The sequence below is a fragment of the Rhizobium sp. TRM96647 genome (assembly GCF_025780115.1).
Taxonomy (GTDB): Bacteria; Pseudomonadota; Alphaproteobacteria; order Rhizobiales; family Rhizobiaceae; genus Mycoplana.
In genome coordinates this window covers 20,308-34,789 of record NZ_JAOXHF010000003.1, presented here as the reverse complement: position 1 = coordinate 34,789, position 14,482 = coordinate 20,308, and the positions used below count along the sequence as shown (strand labels likewise).

Sequence of the window (14,482 nt, the reverse complement as noted above, 5' to 3'; positions counted from 1 at the left end):
CCGCCGGCGGATCCCATGGTGACAGCGGAGACGAAAAAAGGACGAGGCGCAGGCCTCGTCCTCAGGTGGTGCTGCAACTGGATCCGGTGAAACGTTCAGGCGGCGACGGCGTGAACGGGGTTGGTCATCAGCGCCTGGTTGATGAGGACCTTGACGGTGTCCGGATGGAAGGGCTTGCTGACCAGGTAGGCCGGTTCGGGGCGTTCGCCGGTCAAGAGCTTTTCCGGATAGGCGGTGATGAAGATGACGGGCAGTTCGGTGCGGGAGAGGATGGCCGTGACGGCGTCGATGCCGGAGCTGCCGTCGGCAAGCTTGACGTCGGCGAGAATGAGGCCCGGCCTGGTCTCGAGCCACAGTTTCTCGGCTTCGGCCTGCGTGCGTGCGATGCCGGTCACGCGATGGCCCATGTCGCTGACCATGTCGGCCAGGTCCATGGCGATCAGCGGCTCGTCCTCGATGATCATGATGCCGACCTCGGTTTGCGCGGCAATCTCGCGGAAGGCCGTGTCGAGCAGGGTGCGGACCTCGGCCTCGTCGGTCTCGAGGATCTCGGCCACATGCGCGGTCGGGAAATTCTCCATCGTCACCAGCAGGAGGGCCTGGCGGACGCGGGGCGGAACCGCGCCGAGATCGACCGGCGACGGGGCGCCGGGGCGCAGCGAGACGGTGTCGCTGACGGAAATGGGCAGCGACGCGACCATCCGCGACAGCAGCCGGAAAAGGCGCACGCGGTCGTCGTCGCCCTCGGCGAATGCGGCGGGATCCATCAGGATCGCTTCGAGCGTGGCGGCGACATAGGCGTCACCCGAGGCCTGCGTGCCCGTAAGCGCGCGGGCGTAGCGGCGCAGGTAGGGCAGATGAGGCGTTAGGCGGTCGGAAATCGGCATCGTAAGCTCCCCTGTGATGCGGACGGCTGCATTGTCGGTCAACCGGAAAACTAACATGATGAATTTTGGTTCCGCGCCTCGGAACCTTTTTCGGACGGGCGCATTCCTGTGTCGAATTCCCTTGAGGGGGACGATGGAAGCAGTCGAAAGTCAGAGATGTGAAACAACAGCAAAGACAAGAATATCCAATGACGACAGAGGGGGTTGACGGGCAGATCGCCCACAGGCTTCGCTCGTTCTATCTCTCCGTCCAGGAAGAGCCGATCCCGGAGAAATTCCTCGAACTCCTCGAAAAGCTCGACCTTGCGGAGCAGCGGGGGAAGAGTACGGCCGAGCAGGACGGAGACATGCAGCTGGGGAGCAAAGATCGGTGAGCGCACAGGAACCGGCAAACACTTTCAAGCGCGAACTGCTCTCGATCCTTCCCAGCCTGAGAGCCTTCGCCATTTCGCTCGTCGGTCGCCATCACGAGGCCGACGATCTGGTGCAGGACACCATCATGAAGGCCTGGGCCAAGCAGGACCAGTTCGAGATGGGCACCAACATGAAGGCGTGGCTGTTCACGATCCTTCGCAACGAGCTCTACAGCAAGCTGCGCAAGCGCGGCCGCGAAGTGCAGGACAGCGACGGCCTGCTGACGGCCAATCTCGCCCAGCATCCCGCGCAGTATGGCAAGCTCGACATGCAGGATTTCCAGCGCGCGCTGGAACAACTCCCGGATGAACAAAGGGAGGCGATTATCCTTGTGGGTGCGTCCGGTTTCTCCTATGAAGAGGCCGCCGAAATCAGCGGTTGTGCCCTTGGGACGATCAAGAGCCGCGTCAACCGTGCAAGGCAGAAACTGCAGGAGATCCTGCAGATCACGAACGAGGGCGAGTTCGGTCCGGATGCGGTGTCGGCACCGCTGACGTCGCGAGCCTTCATGACATAAGGGGACGACCGCGCCTGTCCTGGGCCGGCAGGCGAGGGGCAGGTTTCGGAGAACAATCATGCAGGTTCTCAGCATGACGCAAAGGCACGCAAGGGCACCGTCCGCGTGGCCGGCAGGTTCGCGATGAACCGCCGGCCGTCGTCCGTGCCGGTGGCCGTCGCCACTGCCCTGACCTCCCCGGCGCGGCTGGAGGCGGTGCGGGCGACGTTGCCTGCCTATGCCGGTCCGGATGCGGACTTCACGGATATCGCCGATCTTGCGGCGGGCCTCTTTTCCGCACCGATCGCGCTCGTCACCCTGATCGGCGACACGACCCAATGGTACCTCGCCCGCAAGGGGCTGGGCGAGGTCAGTTCCAGCGCGGCCGATACCTTCTGCGCCCGCCTTCTTGCGGAGAGGGGCGCCCCCATCGTCGTCCCCGACGCGCGGGCCGACAGCAGGTTCTCCGACTTGCCGAGCGTCACCGGCGCGCCGCATGTGCGCTTTTATGCCGGGGCCCCGATCCTCCATGCCGGCCAGCCGATCGGCAGCGTCTGCGTGCTGGACGTCGAGGCCCGTGCCGGCGCCAGCGACGACGCGCTGCTGCATCTGCAGCAGCTTGCCAAGCTTGCGGGCTCGCTGCTGCTCCTCAAGGAGGAGGCGCGGCGCAGGGCGCTGGCCAATGCGGCGATCGCGCGCGAGGAGCAGCGGCATGCCGCAGCGCTCAACGCCGCCAATGTCGGGAGCTGGCTATGGGACATCAAGGCCGGGACGGTGATCGGCAATGCGCCGCTTCTGCGCATGCTGGACCTCAAGCGCGGCGAGAACCTGACGGCGCGCCAGATCTTCTCGGCGATCCACGCCGCCGACAGGGGCGCCGCCATCGGCAAGCTCCGCAACGCGCTGGAAACCGGCGGTGAATATGACGGCATGTTCCGGGCAGGCTCGACCGGACGCTGGCTCCTGGGCCGCGGGCGCGTGCATGAATGGGACGCGGACGGAAAGCCTTCCATGTTCCTCGGCATCACGCTGGACGTCACCGAGGGCCAGCTCGCCTCGGAGCGGATGCGGCTGTTGCTGCGCGAGCTCAACCACCGGGTCAAGAACACGCTCGCCATGCTGCAGTCGCTGGCGCGGCAGACGCTGCGGCAGACCAAGGATCCGGAGGCCTTCATGGCGGCCTTCGCCGGGCGGCTGCAGTCGATCTCCGAGGCGCACGGGCTTCTCAGCGACCATGAATGGGGCATGATCTCGCTGACCGCCCTGTTGCAGGCGCAGATCCGCCCCTTCGTCGATGATTTCCAGAGGCAGGTCGAGATCCACAAGGACGAGGTCCGGCTCGGTCCAGACCAGTCGATCGGACTTGGGCTCGTCCTGCACGAACTCGCCACCAATGCGCGCAAATACGGCGCGTTGTCCGTCCCGGGCGGCAGGCTGGTGATCACCGCCCGCGTCATGCAGGAAGACGGCCAGTCGGTGCTGCACATGACGTGGCACGAAATGGGCGGGCCGCATGTCGAGCCACCCAAGGCCAAGGGCTTCGGGCTCATCCTGATCGAGCGCAGCCTCGACAAGGTGCTCGGCAGCGACGTGCACCTCGAATTCCTGCCGAGCGGCTTGACCGCGATCATCAGGCTTCCGCTCGACCAGGTGTGAGAGGCGTCGCCGATCCGCGTGCCCGAGGAACCGGGTTGGATGCGGCGCACGACGCTTCAATGGCTTCACGTTTCAAAGGCTTCAACGGACAGACCGACCAGCCCACGATGGCGGGCCGGCCGGTCTGTCCGGGTGTTTCAAGTATTTCCGGGAGGATCAGTCGTCGTCGCGCCTGCGGCGCCCCGGGCGCAGGAACAGCGCCAGCGCGACGCCGAGGGCTGCGGTCGCAAGCGGATTGCGGACCGCACCGCCGGCCGCGATCGCTGCAAGCTGCGTGCGCGCGCGCATCTGCTCGCGCCGCCTGCGGCGAAGCCTGGCGTCGCGATTGTTCAGATAGAGGAGCACCGCGATCAGGACGAGCGCCAGGGTGGCCACCCCGCCGGCGAGCCCGAGCAAAGCGGGAACCGTGCCGTAGCGCTCGGCGAGGCTGACCGAAATGGCCGCGACTGCCAGCACATAGGCGGTCAGCAGGAGCAGGCCGGCAATGCCGGCGAAGATGGCATTGCGCTTCGAGCGCTGCAGGGTTTCCTCTATCCTGTCCTCGACCCGGAAGACCATGTTCTGGGCGAGGGCGGTTACGATCGACAACATGAATTCCCGCTCCTGGATGTGGTTTCGTCGCGCCTTGCCCGGCCCGCCGGTGCATGCGGCAGCTGTCCTGTGCGAGCCGCCGCGATCAGGGCCGCGGCTTGCGTCTCAGGACGGCGGCGATGGCCGCATGCGTGCGTCAGGCAAGGTCCCCAAAGGCGAGTGTCAGCGCCGCAGGATGGCGGCGATGACGAAGCCGGCGACGGCGGCGGCGCCGAGGGTGGCGAAGGGATGTTCCTTGACGGTGCGGCGCACCTCGCGGCCGGTGTCCCTGTAGCGCGCCGTCAGCTCGGCCAGGATGTCCTCGCCGTTGGCGATCAGTTCGTCGAGGCCGTCGGTCGCCTCCGCGCGGGCGTGCCTTGCGTTCTCGCGGGCCTTCCTGCGGAACATCGAGAAGCGGTCGCGGGCGTCTTCCGCCCCGTCGGCCACGTCTTGGGCGACGAGCTTGGCCAGCGTGGAAATCTGGTCGCGCAGCTCGGCGATCTGGTCCTCGACCGTTTCTGCTGCCTCGGAAACCGTGCGGTCCTTGCCGCGGGAGAACATTCCGGATGCCATTACACCCTCCTTTGCCTGTTCGAACGCAAAACTAAAGTTGTGCCGGCACAACAACGTCGACGGGCTGGAAAGGTTCCGCTCCAACGCGGTGAGAGAGGGTCCTACAGAACAGCCGTCTGCGGCAGAATGAACGGAGTTCCCGCGGCAGGCAAGCCACTGACGCGCATGCGGCAGCCGAAGACCTCTTCCATCGCCGCGTCGGTAAGCACCTCCGCCGGTGCTCCCGCGGCGGCGACCTTTCCCCGCTTCATCATGACCATGTGATCGGCATACATCGCCGTCAGGTTGAGGTCGTGCATCACGGCGATCACCCCGCCGCCGCGCGTGCAGTAGTCCCTGGCGAGCTGCATGATGGTCAGCTGGTGGCGGATGTCGAGGCTGGAGACGGGCTCGTCGAGCATCAGGAAGCAGGGCATGCCGTCGAGGACCGGGTCCCAGATCTGCGTCAGCACGCGGGCAAGCTGGACGCGCTGCTGCTCTCCGCCGGAGAGCTCCTGGTAGAAGCGGCCCTCGAAGCCCTCAAGATCGACGGCGGCCAGCGCCTTGGCGGCAATCGCCTGCGCATGGGCCGCGTCGTTGTTCAGCCCGGTCGACAACCCCATGCGCACGATCTCGCGAACGGTGAAGGGGAAGGCGATCGTGGTCGCCTGCGGCAGTACGGCCCGCCGCGTGGCGAGTTGCCAAGGCTCGAGCGCGCGGACGTCGTCGCCGTTGATGGTCAGGTCGCCGGTGCTGGCGATCTCGCCGGAGATGGCCTTCATCGTCGTGGTCTTGCCGCTGCCGTTCGGGCCGACGATCGCCGTCACCTGGCCGGCCTTTGCCATGAGCGACAACGTATCGACGATCAGCTTTCCGGAAAGCCGGACGGAGAGGTTCTTGGCGCAGATCATGTCGGTCCCGAATGCGTTTGGTCGCCCGCCGCCGTTACAGGCCGGTGGACGTACGGTGCCGCAGCAGCACCCAGAGGAAGAACGGCGCGCCCGCGAGCGCGGTGACGATGCCGATCGGCAGCTCGGCCGGCGCGACGATGGTGCGGGCGAACATGTCCGCGGCCAGGAGCAGGATGCCGCCGAGAAGGGCTGCGGCGGGCAGCAGGTAGCGGTGATCGGGGCCGATCACCATGCGCAGGATATGCGGAACGACGATGCCGACGAAGGCGATGCCGCCGCTGACGGCCACCGAGGCGCCGATCGCCGCGGCCACGCTGACGATGGCGATGTTCTTCAGCTTCTGGACCTTGACGCCCATGTGGAAGGCGGTGGCTTCGCCGAGCGTGATCGCGTTCAGCCCGCGGGCGAGAAACGGCAGGACCGCGAGCGAGAGCAGGATCACCGGGCCGGCGGTCAGCACCTTCGGCCAGGTCGAGCCGGCGAGCGAGCCGAGGCTCCAGAAGGTGACGTCGCGAAGCTGGCGGTCGTCGGCGACGTAGATCAGCACGCCCGTGACGGCGCTGGCGAGTGCCGCGATCGCGAGGCCTGCCAACAGCATGGTCGCGACCGACGTCTGGCCGTGCAGCGTGGCGATGCGGTAGAGAAAGAGCGTTGCCAGCAGGCCGCCGACGAAGGCTGCGAGCGGCAGGGCGAAGGCGCCGACAAGGCCGAGAAGGGCGGCCGGCAGCGCCCCGCCGAGCACGATCATCAGCACCGCGCCGAGTGCGGCGCCGGAGGAAATGCCAATCAGTCCGGGATCGGCCAGCGGGTTGCGGAACAGACCCTGCATCACCGCGCCCGAGACTGCCAGCGCTGCGCCGATCAGGAGCCCGAGCAGGGCGCGGGGCAGGCGGATGTCGATGACGATGATGCGGTCGCGCTGGCTGAGAACCGAGGACGGTTCGCCGCTGACCAGCGACAGGGCGACATCGACCACCGAGGCGTCCGAGGCGCCCGTCGCCGTCGACAGCAACAGGACGACGACCGTCAGCACGGCGAGCGCGGCGATGACGAGCCGCGCGAGGGCGGTCCGGTCACCCCCGGCGGCAAGGCGCAGGCGGTGCGCCGTCATGCCCTGCATTCCGGTCTTTGCGGCATCACTGAGAGACATTGGCCTTGCCGTACAGCCGTTCGTTCAGGTCGCGGATCGCCGATGCGGTGCGCGGACCGAAACCGAGGAGTTCAAGGCTGTTCATGCGGATGATCGTCTTGGAGGCGGCAGCAGGCGTCAGCGCGATGGCCGGATGGGCCAGCAGTTGCTCGTCGCTGCTGTCGTGGCCGCCGCGCGACATGACCATGATCGCGTCCGGCCTGGCGTCGGCGATCGCCTCGTCGGCCATCGCCTTGTATCCGGGGAAGGCCGCGTCGGTGGCGTTGACGGCGCCGGCGAGCTTGAGGATGCCGTCGGCGGCGGTATGGGCGCCTGCCGCCATGATCTTTCCATCCTGGAAGCTCAGGATGAAGAGCACGCGCTTGCGCTCGCTCTCGGGGCGCTTCGCCGCGTCGGCGATGGCTGTGTCGAGATCGGCGCCGACCTCGTCTGCGAGCGTCTTCGCCTTGTCCGGAACGCCGAGGAAATCGCCGACCTTGGCAATCTTGTCGAGGATGGCGGCGCGGTCGTAGCCCTCGGGGACGGTCGTGAACGACACGCCCGCATTCTTCAGGACCGCCAGCGCATCCGGCGGGCCGCTTCCCTCGATGGCGAGGATGGCGCTCGGATTGACCCCGAGCACGCCTTCGGGCGACAGCGCGCGCATGTAGCCGACATCAGGCAGGCTCATTGCGGCCTCGGGAAAGGTGCTGGTGGTATCGCGGGCGATCAGCCGGTCCTGCTCGCCGAGCGCATAGACGATCTCGGTCAGGGCGCCGCCGATCACGACGATGCGCGAGGTATCGGCCTTCTGCGTCTCCTGCGCGGCGGCGGGGGACACGAGGGCGCTCGCGGGCAGGAGAAAGGGTGCTGCGAGCGTCAGGGCCGTCAATGCGAGCGCCGTGCGGCGCGCTGTCTGGAAAAAGGAGCGCTTCATCTTCGGATCCTCAGGCTGCGACGCTGGCGTCGGCGCGCGGCAGGCCGTCGAGGATGTCGCGCCAGGCCGCAAGCTCGACGTTTCCTTCCTTCCGCTTGCCGAAGAACTGGATGATCATCTCGCCCTTGGCGTCATAGGCTTCCAGCGAGGTGACGTGGCCGTCCTTGGTCGGCTTGCGCACGACCCAGCATTCGGAAATGTGATCCTGGCGCAGGTGGAGATGGAAGGTCGGATCCATCACGTTGATCCACGGTCCCATCGGCTCGACCTTGCTGACCGGGCCGGTATGGATCTGGATCGTGCCGTTGTTGCCGACGAAGCACATGATGTCGGTGCCCCTTTCGGCTGAGGCCCGCAGCATGAGTTCGGCGGCGTTGGAGGCGACCTGCCAGGCATAGTCCTCGCCGACGCTGCGAACGGCCTCCCGGCGGCCGATCTTGAGCTTCTTCAGCATGCCGAAGAACTGGTGCGTGTCGGTCATCTCGCTCCAGTTCTGGCGCAGGACCGGAACGTCGACGGGGCCGGTCTCGTCCGCATCGGAGGCGGCGGGCTTCACCTCGGCGAAGTCCTGCGACTGGTCATCCAGCCGGAATTCGTCGACGAGCGCCAGATAGGCGTCGAGATTGGAGGCCGGGCGCAGGTGGATCTTCTGCACGGCGTTTCCGGCGGCATCGAAATATTGCAGGCTGCGGCGCACGTCGTCGCCTTCGCCTTTCTTGCTGACCGCAAATCCGTGCTTCCACGCTTGCGGGAAGATGCGCAGGTCGACGTTTTCGCCGAGCACGATCGAGGCATGCTGGCCGACGTTGATCTTCTCGTAGACGCCGATCTTCTCGTGCACGGCGCTGTCGTTGCGGGTCAGCACCATGACCTCTCCGAGCGAAGGCGCCCTTTCCAGCAGGCGGTTGGCGCTGCCGTCGATGCGCACCGCCGTCAGTCCGACCTCGGCGGCAATGAGCGCGGCTTCGGAGATCCCGAGCTGCATGGCAACGTCGCGCTCGCGCAGTTTGGGGTTTTCCGCTCGATAGGCACGGATCTCGGAAGGGGTGGGGCGCTGCTTTTCCGTCATGGTGTCTGCCTGCTCACGTTCATCTGTTCAAATATCGTCGTGCCCCCTGTGTCGCGTCACTGTGGAGCGCCGGACTGCGAGACACCTCGCGATCGCGGCTTCAGGCACATCGTCCCGCAACAAATTTGCGAGCATTCACAGGGGATTGAACGTCGTTTCCGTTAAACTTTCTTGACTTTCATAGTCATATTTATTTATGGACGCAATACCGGATCGGCCGCTGGTTGAAATGCGCGATGCAATCCGCAATCGCTTCATTGCGGGGTGGCGTGTCCGGGTCCTGTTCGTGTCCAACAGTCGAGGCGTCCCGATGATCCGAAATGCAGCCCTGTCCGTGATGGCTCTGGCCCTGACGACGGCCCTGCCTGCCGCAAACGCATGGGCGCAGGACGCCCAGCCGGGCAAGGGCCTGCAGGTTGAGCTCAATGCGGTGGCGCCGTCCGAGCGCGGCTGCGTCCTCACCTTTGTCATCGGCAACCAGCTGGAGAAGAGCGTCGCGAGCGCCAAGTTCGAATTCGTGCTCTTCAACGGCACGGGAACGGTCGAGCGCATGATCGTGCTCGATTTCCGCGACCTGCCGCAGGGCAAGACGAAGGTGCGGCAGTTCGACCTGCCCGGCACGCAATGCGACAACGTCAAGCGGATCCTGATCAACGATTCCCCCGTATGCGAGGGCGAGGGCATTGCGGCCGGCGCGTGCATGAACGGCATCGTGACCCGCAGCAACACGCAGGTCGGTTTCGAAGGATAATCCGGGGCGCGACGGCGCGACCGGATCGAGTAGAGATGAAGGTGTAGCCATGGCCGGCAGCAAGACAATCTGGAGCGCGGCGATCGTCCTGTCGCTGATCACGCACGCGGGTGCGGCAGCGATCCTGACGCTTTCGCCCGAGCCGGAAGCGGACGTGGCGCAGGTCGCCGGCGGCGCGGTCGTCGCCGAGGTGGCGATGCTCGGAAACAATGCCTTCGACGCGATCGAATCCGGCGCGCCGGACGAGATCCAGCCGACCGAGGAGATGGAGCCGGAGACGATCGAGCCGGTTGCCCAGCCGGTGGCCGAGATCGAGCCGCAGGAGATCGTTCCGGACGAGATCACCCCGAGCGAGGTCGCGCCGACGCCGGATGCGGAGGAATTCATTCCCGAGATGAGCGAGGCCGTCGAGATCGACGGCGCCGAGGTCGAGATCGCCGCCATTCCCGTTCCTGACATCAGGCCGGAGATCGTGGAGAAGCCGCCGGAGGCGATCCAGCCGCTGGAAAAGAAGGTCGAGAAGCCGGCGGAGAAGAAGCCCGAGAAGAAGCGGGCGAAGAAATCCGGCGACAAGGGCAATAGCCCGCGGGCGGCAAAGCGCGGCGAGGTCAATGGCTCCGACGGCGTCACCCTGTCTGCGCCCGGCGGCCAGAAGAAGGGCAGCGCCACGGCCGGAAACGCCGCCGTCAGCAATTATCCGGGCAAGGTCCGCAGCAAGATCAATCGCGCCAAGCGGCGCGTGCGGGGCGCCGGCGTCGTGACCGTCGCCTTCACCGTCTCGGCCTCCGGCAAGGCCACGAGCATTCGTGTCGCCAAGAGTTCCGGTGAGCCGGATGTCGACCAGGCGGCCCTCGATGCCGTCCGCCGCGCCGCACCCTTCCCGGAGATACCGGCGGGCGCGGGCCGGTCCTCCTGGCCCTTCAACGTTCCGATCGTCTTCAAGCGATAGGCCCTCGGGCAGGTCCTCCTTTCGTTCCGGAATTCCGGCCGTCCGGCCCGTCAGGGCCGTGCCGGTCGCGCGGGTATTTCGGTGCGATTTGCGGTTGATCAAAAAAGATGATGAAATTTATCATGTTTATACTTTACTCCATAACTCATGTTTTGTAGGGTCGCGCCAATCGAAACGGGTTGTAAGGCCCAGAGCGCGAGGAATGACGCATGCAGGCAGGCAAGGACGGCCAGCGCGAGGCAATGCTGAGGGCGATGGTGACGGCGCGTGACGCACGGATCGCTTCGCTGGAAAAAGAGGTCGCCGCATTGAAGGCCCGCCTTTCTGCCGCATCGGCCAATGCCGGCGAGGGCAAGGCGCAGCCGGCGCGTCCGGCGGCTCCGGATCCGCGCCAGCAGCGGGCCGTCGAGGTGACGCGGGTGAAGCGGCGGACGATCGAGATCGACCGCAGGGCGGCTGCCGACAGGCAGGGCCAGCAGGCGGGTGGTGCGGACGGCGACGGCGATGCCTCGGCCAAGGCCGCGCTCGAGGGCCGCAACTTCCTCTATGTCGGCGGACGCGACTGCCAGGTTGCGCACCTGCGCCAGATCGCAAGTTCGTTCGGCGCCAACCTGATCCATCACGATGGCGGCCTTCGCGAGGCGGTCTCGCGGATCGACAACGTTCTTCCTTCGGTCGACTGTGTGTTCTGCCCGATCGACTGCATCAGCCATGATGCGTGTCTCAGGGTGAAGACGGGCTGCAAGAAGTGGGAAAAGGCCTTCGTGCCGCTGCGCAACGGCAGCAAATCCAGCTTCGAGCGGGCCCTGCAGAGCCTCAGCGAAGGAACTCCGATACAATGAGCAGTGACAGGCCTGACGGCTTCATGATGATCGGCCTGCATAAGCTCGCCGCGCAGAACGGGGATGGCCTCATCCCCGAACTCCATGCCCTTCTGACGCGCGAAGCGCGCATGCAGGCAGAGAACCCGAACGTCTCCGTCTTCCCGGTGTGGGAGGCGCGCCCGCCTGCGCGCGCCGTGCCGTTCGAACCGACCGACGATGCGCCGGTCGCCGCCGCCGACAACGTCGTCGCCTTCCCGCAGCGCATCGTACCGGTGGATCGGCGGAAGGATTCAGCCTGAAAGTGCGCACCTGAAGAGCGGGGCACGCCATGCCTGATCCGGCATGGCGGCGTCTGCGGCTCGTCTCGCAAGCGGGGACGGCCTTGGCCGTCCAGTGCTCCGGGGTCACGCACGCTTGGCCGTTGCGGGCCGTGCACAGCGAGGTTCGCCCCGCTGTTCACCTCGCTCGTTCAGATGTCGCGCGGTTTCAGCAGGCTGCCGAGGGCGATTGCGAGCCAGCCGGCCATCATCAACGTGCCGCCGGTGGGGGCGGACATGGGGAACAGGCCGTGCCCCAGCGCGTGGCGCATCGTCAGGTCGCCGGCAAACAGTAGCGTGCCGGCGATGAGAAGGACCGCGGCGAGCGGGGCGGTGCGCAGGTTCGGCCAGGCGGCATAGAGCGCGAGCAGGGCGGGCGCATGCGCAAGGCACATGGCCGAGGCGCCGCCCATCAGCCGCGGGTCGCCGCTCGCATGCGAGGCGATGGCGGCGCTGACGACGCCGGCGAAGCCGAACAGGCCGGCGACAAGGAGCGTTGCCCGGCGTGCAGTCGAGACGGTCATCGATCCCCCTCCTGTTCCTGGTTGACCATGTGCTCGGCGAGCCGGGTCACCGGCGTCAGCACGATGTCCCGCAATTGCCGGCTCGGAACCGTTTCCTCCAGCGCCTGCGTGAAGCAGAGAAGCCAGCCGTCGCGCTCGGCGGCCCCGATCGGGGCTGCGAAGTGGCGCCGGCGCAGCATCGGATGGCCGCGCTTGTCGGTGTAGAGCGGCGGACCGCCGAGCCAGCCGGTCAGATATTCGAACAGCTTCTCCTCGCTGTCCGACAGGTCCGCGGGGTGGATCGCGCGGCAGGCGGCCGCCTCCGGCAGCGTATCCATCAGCGCATAGAAGCGCCGCGTCAGCGCGCGGACGCCCGCCTCGCCGCCGACGGCCTCGTAGAGGGTGATCGTTCCATTTGCCTGCCCGTCCTGTTTCTGCCTGTCCTGCACCCGCAAGCCTCGCCCGAATTTCGCCTGTGCCACAGATAGTTCACGACCGGGAAGGGGACAACGGCATTGCGCGACCTCTGACATCGGATCGCGGGCGCGTGCGTGCGTCGGGCGGGCAATAGCGATTAGCCTTCCGGCTCGTCCTTGTGCGGTAGTCTTCTGCCATCGATGCTGATGATCTCTTGCAATAAAACCGTCCAGACGGTATGTTTATCCCATGAGCACCGCCCACAAGCGCAAGAAGGATCCGCAGGCCGTCCGCCAGCAGTTGCTGGAGGTTGCGGCCGACCTGTGCGTGGAGAAAGGGGCTGCCGGCCTGACGCTCGATGCTGTCGCGGCCGCCGCCGGCGTCAGCAAGGGTGGCCTGCTGCATCATTTTCCGAGCAAGGCCGATCTGCTGTTCGGGCTGCTGGACGACCTGATCGCGCGGATGGATGCGGCAATCGCCGCGGCGATGCGGGCCGATCCGGAACCGCACGGCCGGTTTACCCGGGCCTATGTCGGCGTCACCTTCGGCACCGGGGCCATGGCGGAGGAGGCGCGCTGGAAGGCGATGACGATACCGCTCCTGGCCGAGCCGGACCTGCGCGCGCGCTGGCGGGACTGGATCGCGCTGCAGGCCGAACGGCATGCCGGCACCGATACCTCGCTCGACTGCACGCTTGCGCGCTTTGCCCTCGACGGGCTGTGGCTCGCCTCCGTCCTCGAAAGCCATCCGATGGATGCCGCTCAGGCGGAGCGGATGAAAGAACGTCTCTTCGACCTCTCCCGCGGCTGAACGCCTGCCCCCCGAACTTCCATCCCCTCTGCGGAGCCTGCCATGAACCTCGCCCTCGTCTATTCCGTCCTGGTGGTCGCGATCATCTTCGAGGTGATCGGCACCTCGGCCATGCAGGCCGCCCAGCACTTCACCCGGCTCGGGCCGACACTCGTCATGGTGGCCTCCTATGCGGTCGCCTTCTATTTCCTGTCGTGGAGCCTCAGCTACGTTCCGGTCGGCATCGCCTATGCCATCTGGAGCGGGCTCGGCATCGTGCTCATTTCGCTGATCGGCTATCTCGTCTTCGGCCAGACGCTCGACCTCGCCGCCGTGATCGGGCTCGGGCTCATCATCGCCGGCGTTCTCGTCCTGAACCTGTTCTCGAAATCCACGTTCCATTGACGGCCAGTGACGGCCGGGTCGCCGGTTGGGGCTTGCCTTCGGCAGCCATGGCTGTAAAACTTCAATTCAAACCGCTTTGGATTGACGTGGACGCAGACCGGGAGGCTGTCTTTATGACGATACGGACCATCGTTTGGGGCGAGAACATCCATGAGCAGACCAACGAGGTCGTGCGTTCGATCTACCCCGACGGCATGCATGCGGTGATCGCCGCAGCGCTGAATGCCGATCCTGCGATCGCGGCGTCGACGGCGACGCTGCAGGAGGAGGAGCATGGCCTGCCTTCGGCGCGGCTCGCCGAGACGGACGTGCTTTTATGGTGGGGCCACAAGGACCATGGCGCGGTTTCCGACGCGGTTGTCGAGCGGGTGGCGAGGCGGGTCTGGGAGGGAATGGGGCTCATCGTCCTGCATTCCGGACATTTCTCCAAGATTTTCAAACGGTTGATGGGGACGCCCTGCGCGCTGAAATGGCGCGAGGCGGGCGAACGCGAGCGGCTGTGGACGATCAATTCGGCCCATCCGATCGCCGCCGGCCTGCCGGAGCATTTCGTGCTGGAGAACGAGGAGATGTATGGCGAGGCATTCTCGGTGCCCGAGCCGCTCGAGACGGTGTTCATCTCCTGGTTCGCCGGCGGCGAGGTGTTCCGTTCGGGGATGACCTGGCGGCGCGGGGCAGGGAACATCTTCTACTTCCGACCGGGTCACGAGACCTATCCGACCTATCACGACGGAACGGTGCAGCAGGTGCTGCGCAACGCGGTGAAGTGGGCCCACAACCCGCAGGCGCCGTACCTGACCGTCCACGATGCGCCGAACGTGCCGGTTGAAAGCGCTTTGGAGCCGATCGTTGAACGTGGCCCGCGCCTGCACCAGGCCGGCGAAGCCGGTTACCGGTGAGGGATCC

The 14,482-nt window shown here is 66.3% G+C and carries 19 protein-coding genes; 10 read left to right on the top strand and 9 right to left on the bottom strand.

Annotated features, from left to right (window positions below; genetic code table 11):
• Window positions 1–95 precede the first annotated feature (95 nt).
• Entirely contained in the window at window positions 96–887 is a 792-nt protein-coding gene (locus tag OCK02_RS06050; RefSeq protein WP_263812256.1) for a response regulator, read from the bottom strand.
• Between the two features lie 188 nt (window positions 888–1,075).
• Between OCK02_RS06050 and OCK02_RS06045 the strand changes: the two genes are divergently transcribed.
• The 3 genes from OCK02_RS06045 (at window position 1,076) to OCK02_RS06035 (ending at window position 3,453) form a co-directional block, all read left to right on the top strand.
• Window positions 1,076–1,261, top strand: a complete 186-nt coding sequence (locus OCK02_RS06045; RefSeq protein ID WP_263812255.1) for a NepR family anti-sigma factor — start codon at window positions 1,076–1,078, stop codon at window positions 1,259–1,261.
• Window positions 1,258–1,818: an RNA polymerase sigma factor gene (locus OCK02_RS06040; RefSeq protein ID WP_230807067.1), complete on the top strand. Its 561-nt coding sequence runs from the start codon at window positions 1,258–1,260 to the stop codon at window positions 1,816–1,818. The genes OCK02_RS06045 and OCK02_RS06040 overlap by 4 nt, the downstream gene beginning before the upstream one ends.
• Window positions 1,819–1,941: 123 nt before the next feature.
• Window positions 1,942–3,453: a sensor histidine kinase gene (locus tag OCK02_RS06035; RefSeq protein ID WP_263812664.1), complete on the top strand. Its 1,512-nt coding sequence runs from the start codon at window positions 1,942–1,944 to the stop codon at window positions 3,451–3,453.
• A gap of 156 nt (window positions 3,454–3,609) precedes the next feature.
• Here the strand turns inward: OCK02_RS06035 and OCK02_RS06030 are convergent, their stop codons facing one another.
• The 6 genes from OCK02_RS06030 to OCK02_RS06005 form a co-directional block, all read right to left on the bottom strand.
• Window positions 3,610–4,044 carry a hypothetical protein gene (locus OCK02_RS06030; protein WP_263812254.1) on the bottom strand — a complete coding sequence of 145 codons (435 nt, stop codon included), beginning with the start codon at window positions 4,042–4,044 and terminating at the stop codon, window positions 3,610–3,612.
• A gap of 162 nt (window positions 4,045–4,206) precedes the next feature.
• Window positions 4,207–4,596 carry a DUF883 family protein gene (locus tag OCK02_RS06025; protein WP_263812253.1) on the bottom strand — a complete coding sequence of 130 codons (390 nt, stop codon included), beginning with the start codon at window positions 4,594–4,596 and terminating at the stop codon, window positions 4,207–4,209.
• A gap of 101 nt (window positions 4,597–4,697) precedes the next feature.
• Window positions 4,698–5,486 (bottom strand): heme ABC transporter ATP-binding protein, encoded by a 789-nt coding sequence (locus tag OCK02_RS06020; RefSeq protein ID WP_263812252.1) that lies wholly within the window; start codon window positions 5,484–5,486, stop codon window positions 4,698–4,700.
• Window positions 5,487–5,520: 34 nt separating this feature from the next.
• A complete protein-coding gene (locus OCK02_RS06015; protein ID WP_230807149.1) occupies window positions 5,521–6,606 on the bottom strand; it encodes a FecCD family ABC transporter permease in 1,086 nt (361 codons plus the stop codon).
• A gap of 16 nt (window positions 6,607–6,622) precedes the next feature.
• Complete coding sequence (locus OCK02_RS06010; RefSeq protein ID WP_263812251.1) at window positions 6,623–7,552, bottom strand: heme/hemin ABC transporter substrate-binding protein; 930 nt, start codon at window positions 7,550–7,552, stop codon at window positions 6,623–6,625.
• A 10-nt stretch (window positions 7,553–7,562) separates the two neighbouring features.
• Window positions 7,563–8,621, bottom strand: a complete 1,059-nt coding sequence (locus OCK02_RS06005) for a hemin-degrading factor (RefSeq protein ID WP_263812250.1) — start codon at window positions 8,619–8,621, stop codon at window positions 7,563–7,565.
• 310 nt (window positions 8,622–8,931) lie between these two features.
• Here OCK02_RS06005 and OCK02_RS06000 point away from each other — a divergent pair, with 310 nt between their 5' ends.
• From OCK02_RS06000 to OCK02_RS05985, 4 genes are all read left to right on the top strand, one after another.
• Window positions 8,932–9,372, top strand: a complete 441-nt coding sequence (locus OCK02_RS06000) for a hypothetical protein (protein WP_412178770.1) — start codon at window positions 8,932–8,934, stop codon at window positions 9,370–9,372.
• A 49-nt stretch (window positions 9,373–9,421) separates the two neighbouring features.
• Window positions 9,422–10,321 carry an energy transducer TonB gene (locus OCK02_RS05995; RefSeq protein WP_263812249.1) on the top strand — a complete coding sequence of 300 codons (900 nt, stop codon included), beginning with the start codon at window positions 9,422–9,424 and terminating at the stop codon, window positions 10,319–10,321.
• 440 nt (window positions 10,322–10,761) lie between these two features.
• Window positions 10,762–11,163 (top strand): DUF2325 domain-containing protein, encoded by a 402-nt coding sequence (locus OCK02_RS05990; RefSeq protein ID WP_412178778.1) that lies wholly within the window; start codon window positions 10,762–10,764, stop codon window positions 11,161–11,163.
• Window positions 11,160–11,444, top strand: a complete 285-nt coding sequence (locus OCK02_RS05985; protein WP_263812248.1) for a hypothetical protein — start codon at window positions 11,160–11,162, stop codon at window positions 11,442–11,444. Before OCK02_RS05990 ends, OCK02_RS05985 begins: the two co-directional genes overlap by 4 nt.
• A 170-nt stretch (window positions 11,445–11,614) precedes the next feature.
• On the opposite strand, the gene OCK02_RS05980 is transcribed toward OCK02_RS05985, so the two are convergent.
• Both OCK02_RS05980 and OCK02_RS05975 read right to left on the bottom strand, forming a co-directional pair.
• Window positions 11,615–11,986, bottom strand: coding sequence for a DUF423 domain-containing protein (locus OCK02_RS05980; protein WP_263812247.1), 372 nt, complete (start codon window positions 11,984–11,986; stop codon window positions 11,615–11,617).
• On the bottom strand, window positions 11,983–12,414 hold the full coding sequence (locus OCK02_RS05975) for a group II truncated hemoglobin (RefSeq protein ID WP_263812246.1): 432 nt from the start codon (window positions 12,412–12,414) through the stop codon (window positions 11,983–11,985). The genes OCK02_RS05980 and OCK02_RS05975 overlap by 4 nt, the downstream gene beginning before the upstream one ends.
• Before the next feature lie 217 nt (window positions 12,415–12,631).
• Between OCK02_RS05975 and OCK02_RS05970 the strand changes: the two genes are divergently transcribed.
• The 3 genes from OCK02_RS05970 (at window position 12,632) to OCK02_RS05960 (ending at window position 14,475) form a co-directional block, all read left to right on the top strand.
• Entirely contained in the window at window positions 12,632–13,192 is a 561-nt protein-coding gene (locus tag OCK02_RS05970; RefSeq protein ID WP_263812245.1) for a TetR/AcrR family transcriptional regulator, read from the top strand.
• A gap of 42 nt (window positions 13,193–13,234) precedes the next feature.
• Complete coding sequence (locus OCK02_RS05965) at window positions 13,235–13,576, top strand: SMR family transporter (RefSeq protein WP_230807078.1); 342 nt, start codon at window positions 13,235–13,237, stop codon at window positions 13,574–13,576.
• 113 nt (window positions 13,577–13,689) lie between these two features.
• The gene (locus OCK02_RS05960; protein WP_263812244.1) at window positions 13,690–14,475 is read left to right on the top strand and encodes a ThuA domain-containing protein; all 786 of its coding nucleotides are present in this window, start codon (window positions 13,690–13,692) and stop codon (window positions 14,473–14,475) included.
• Window positions 14,476–14,482: the final 7 nt, after the last annotated feature.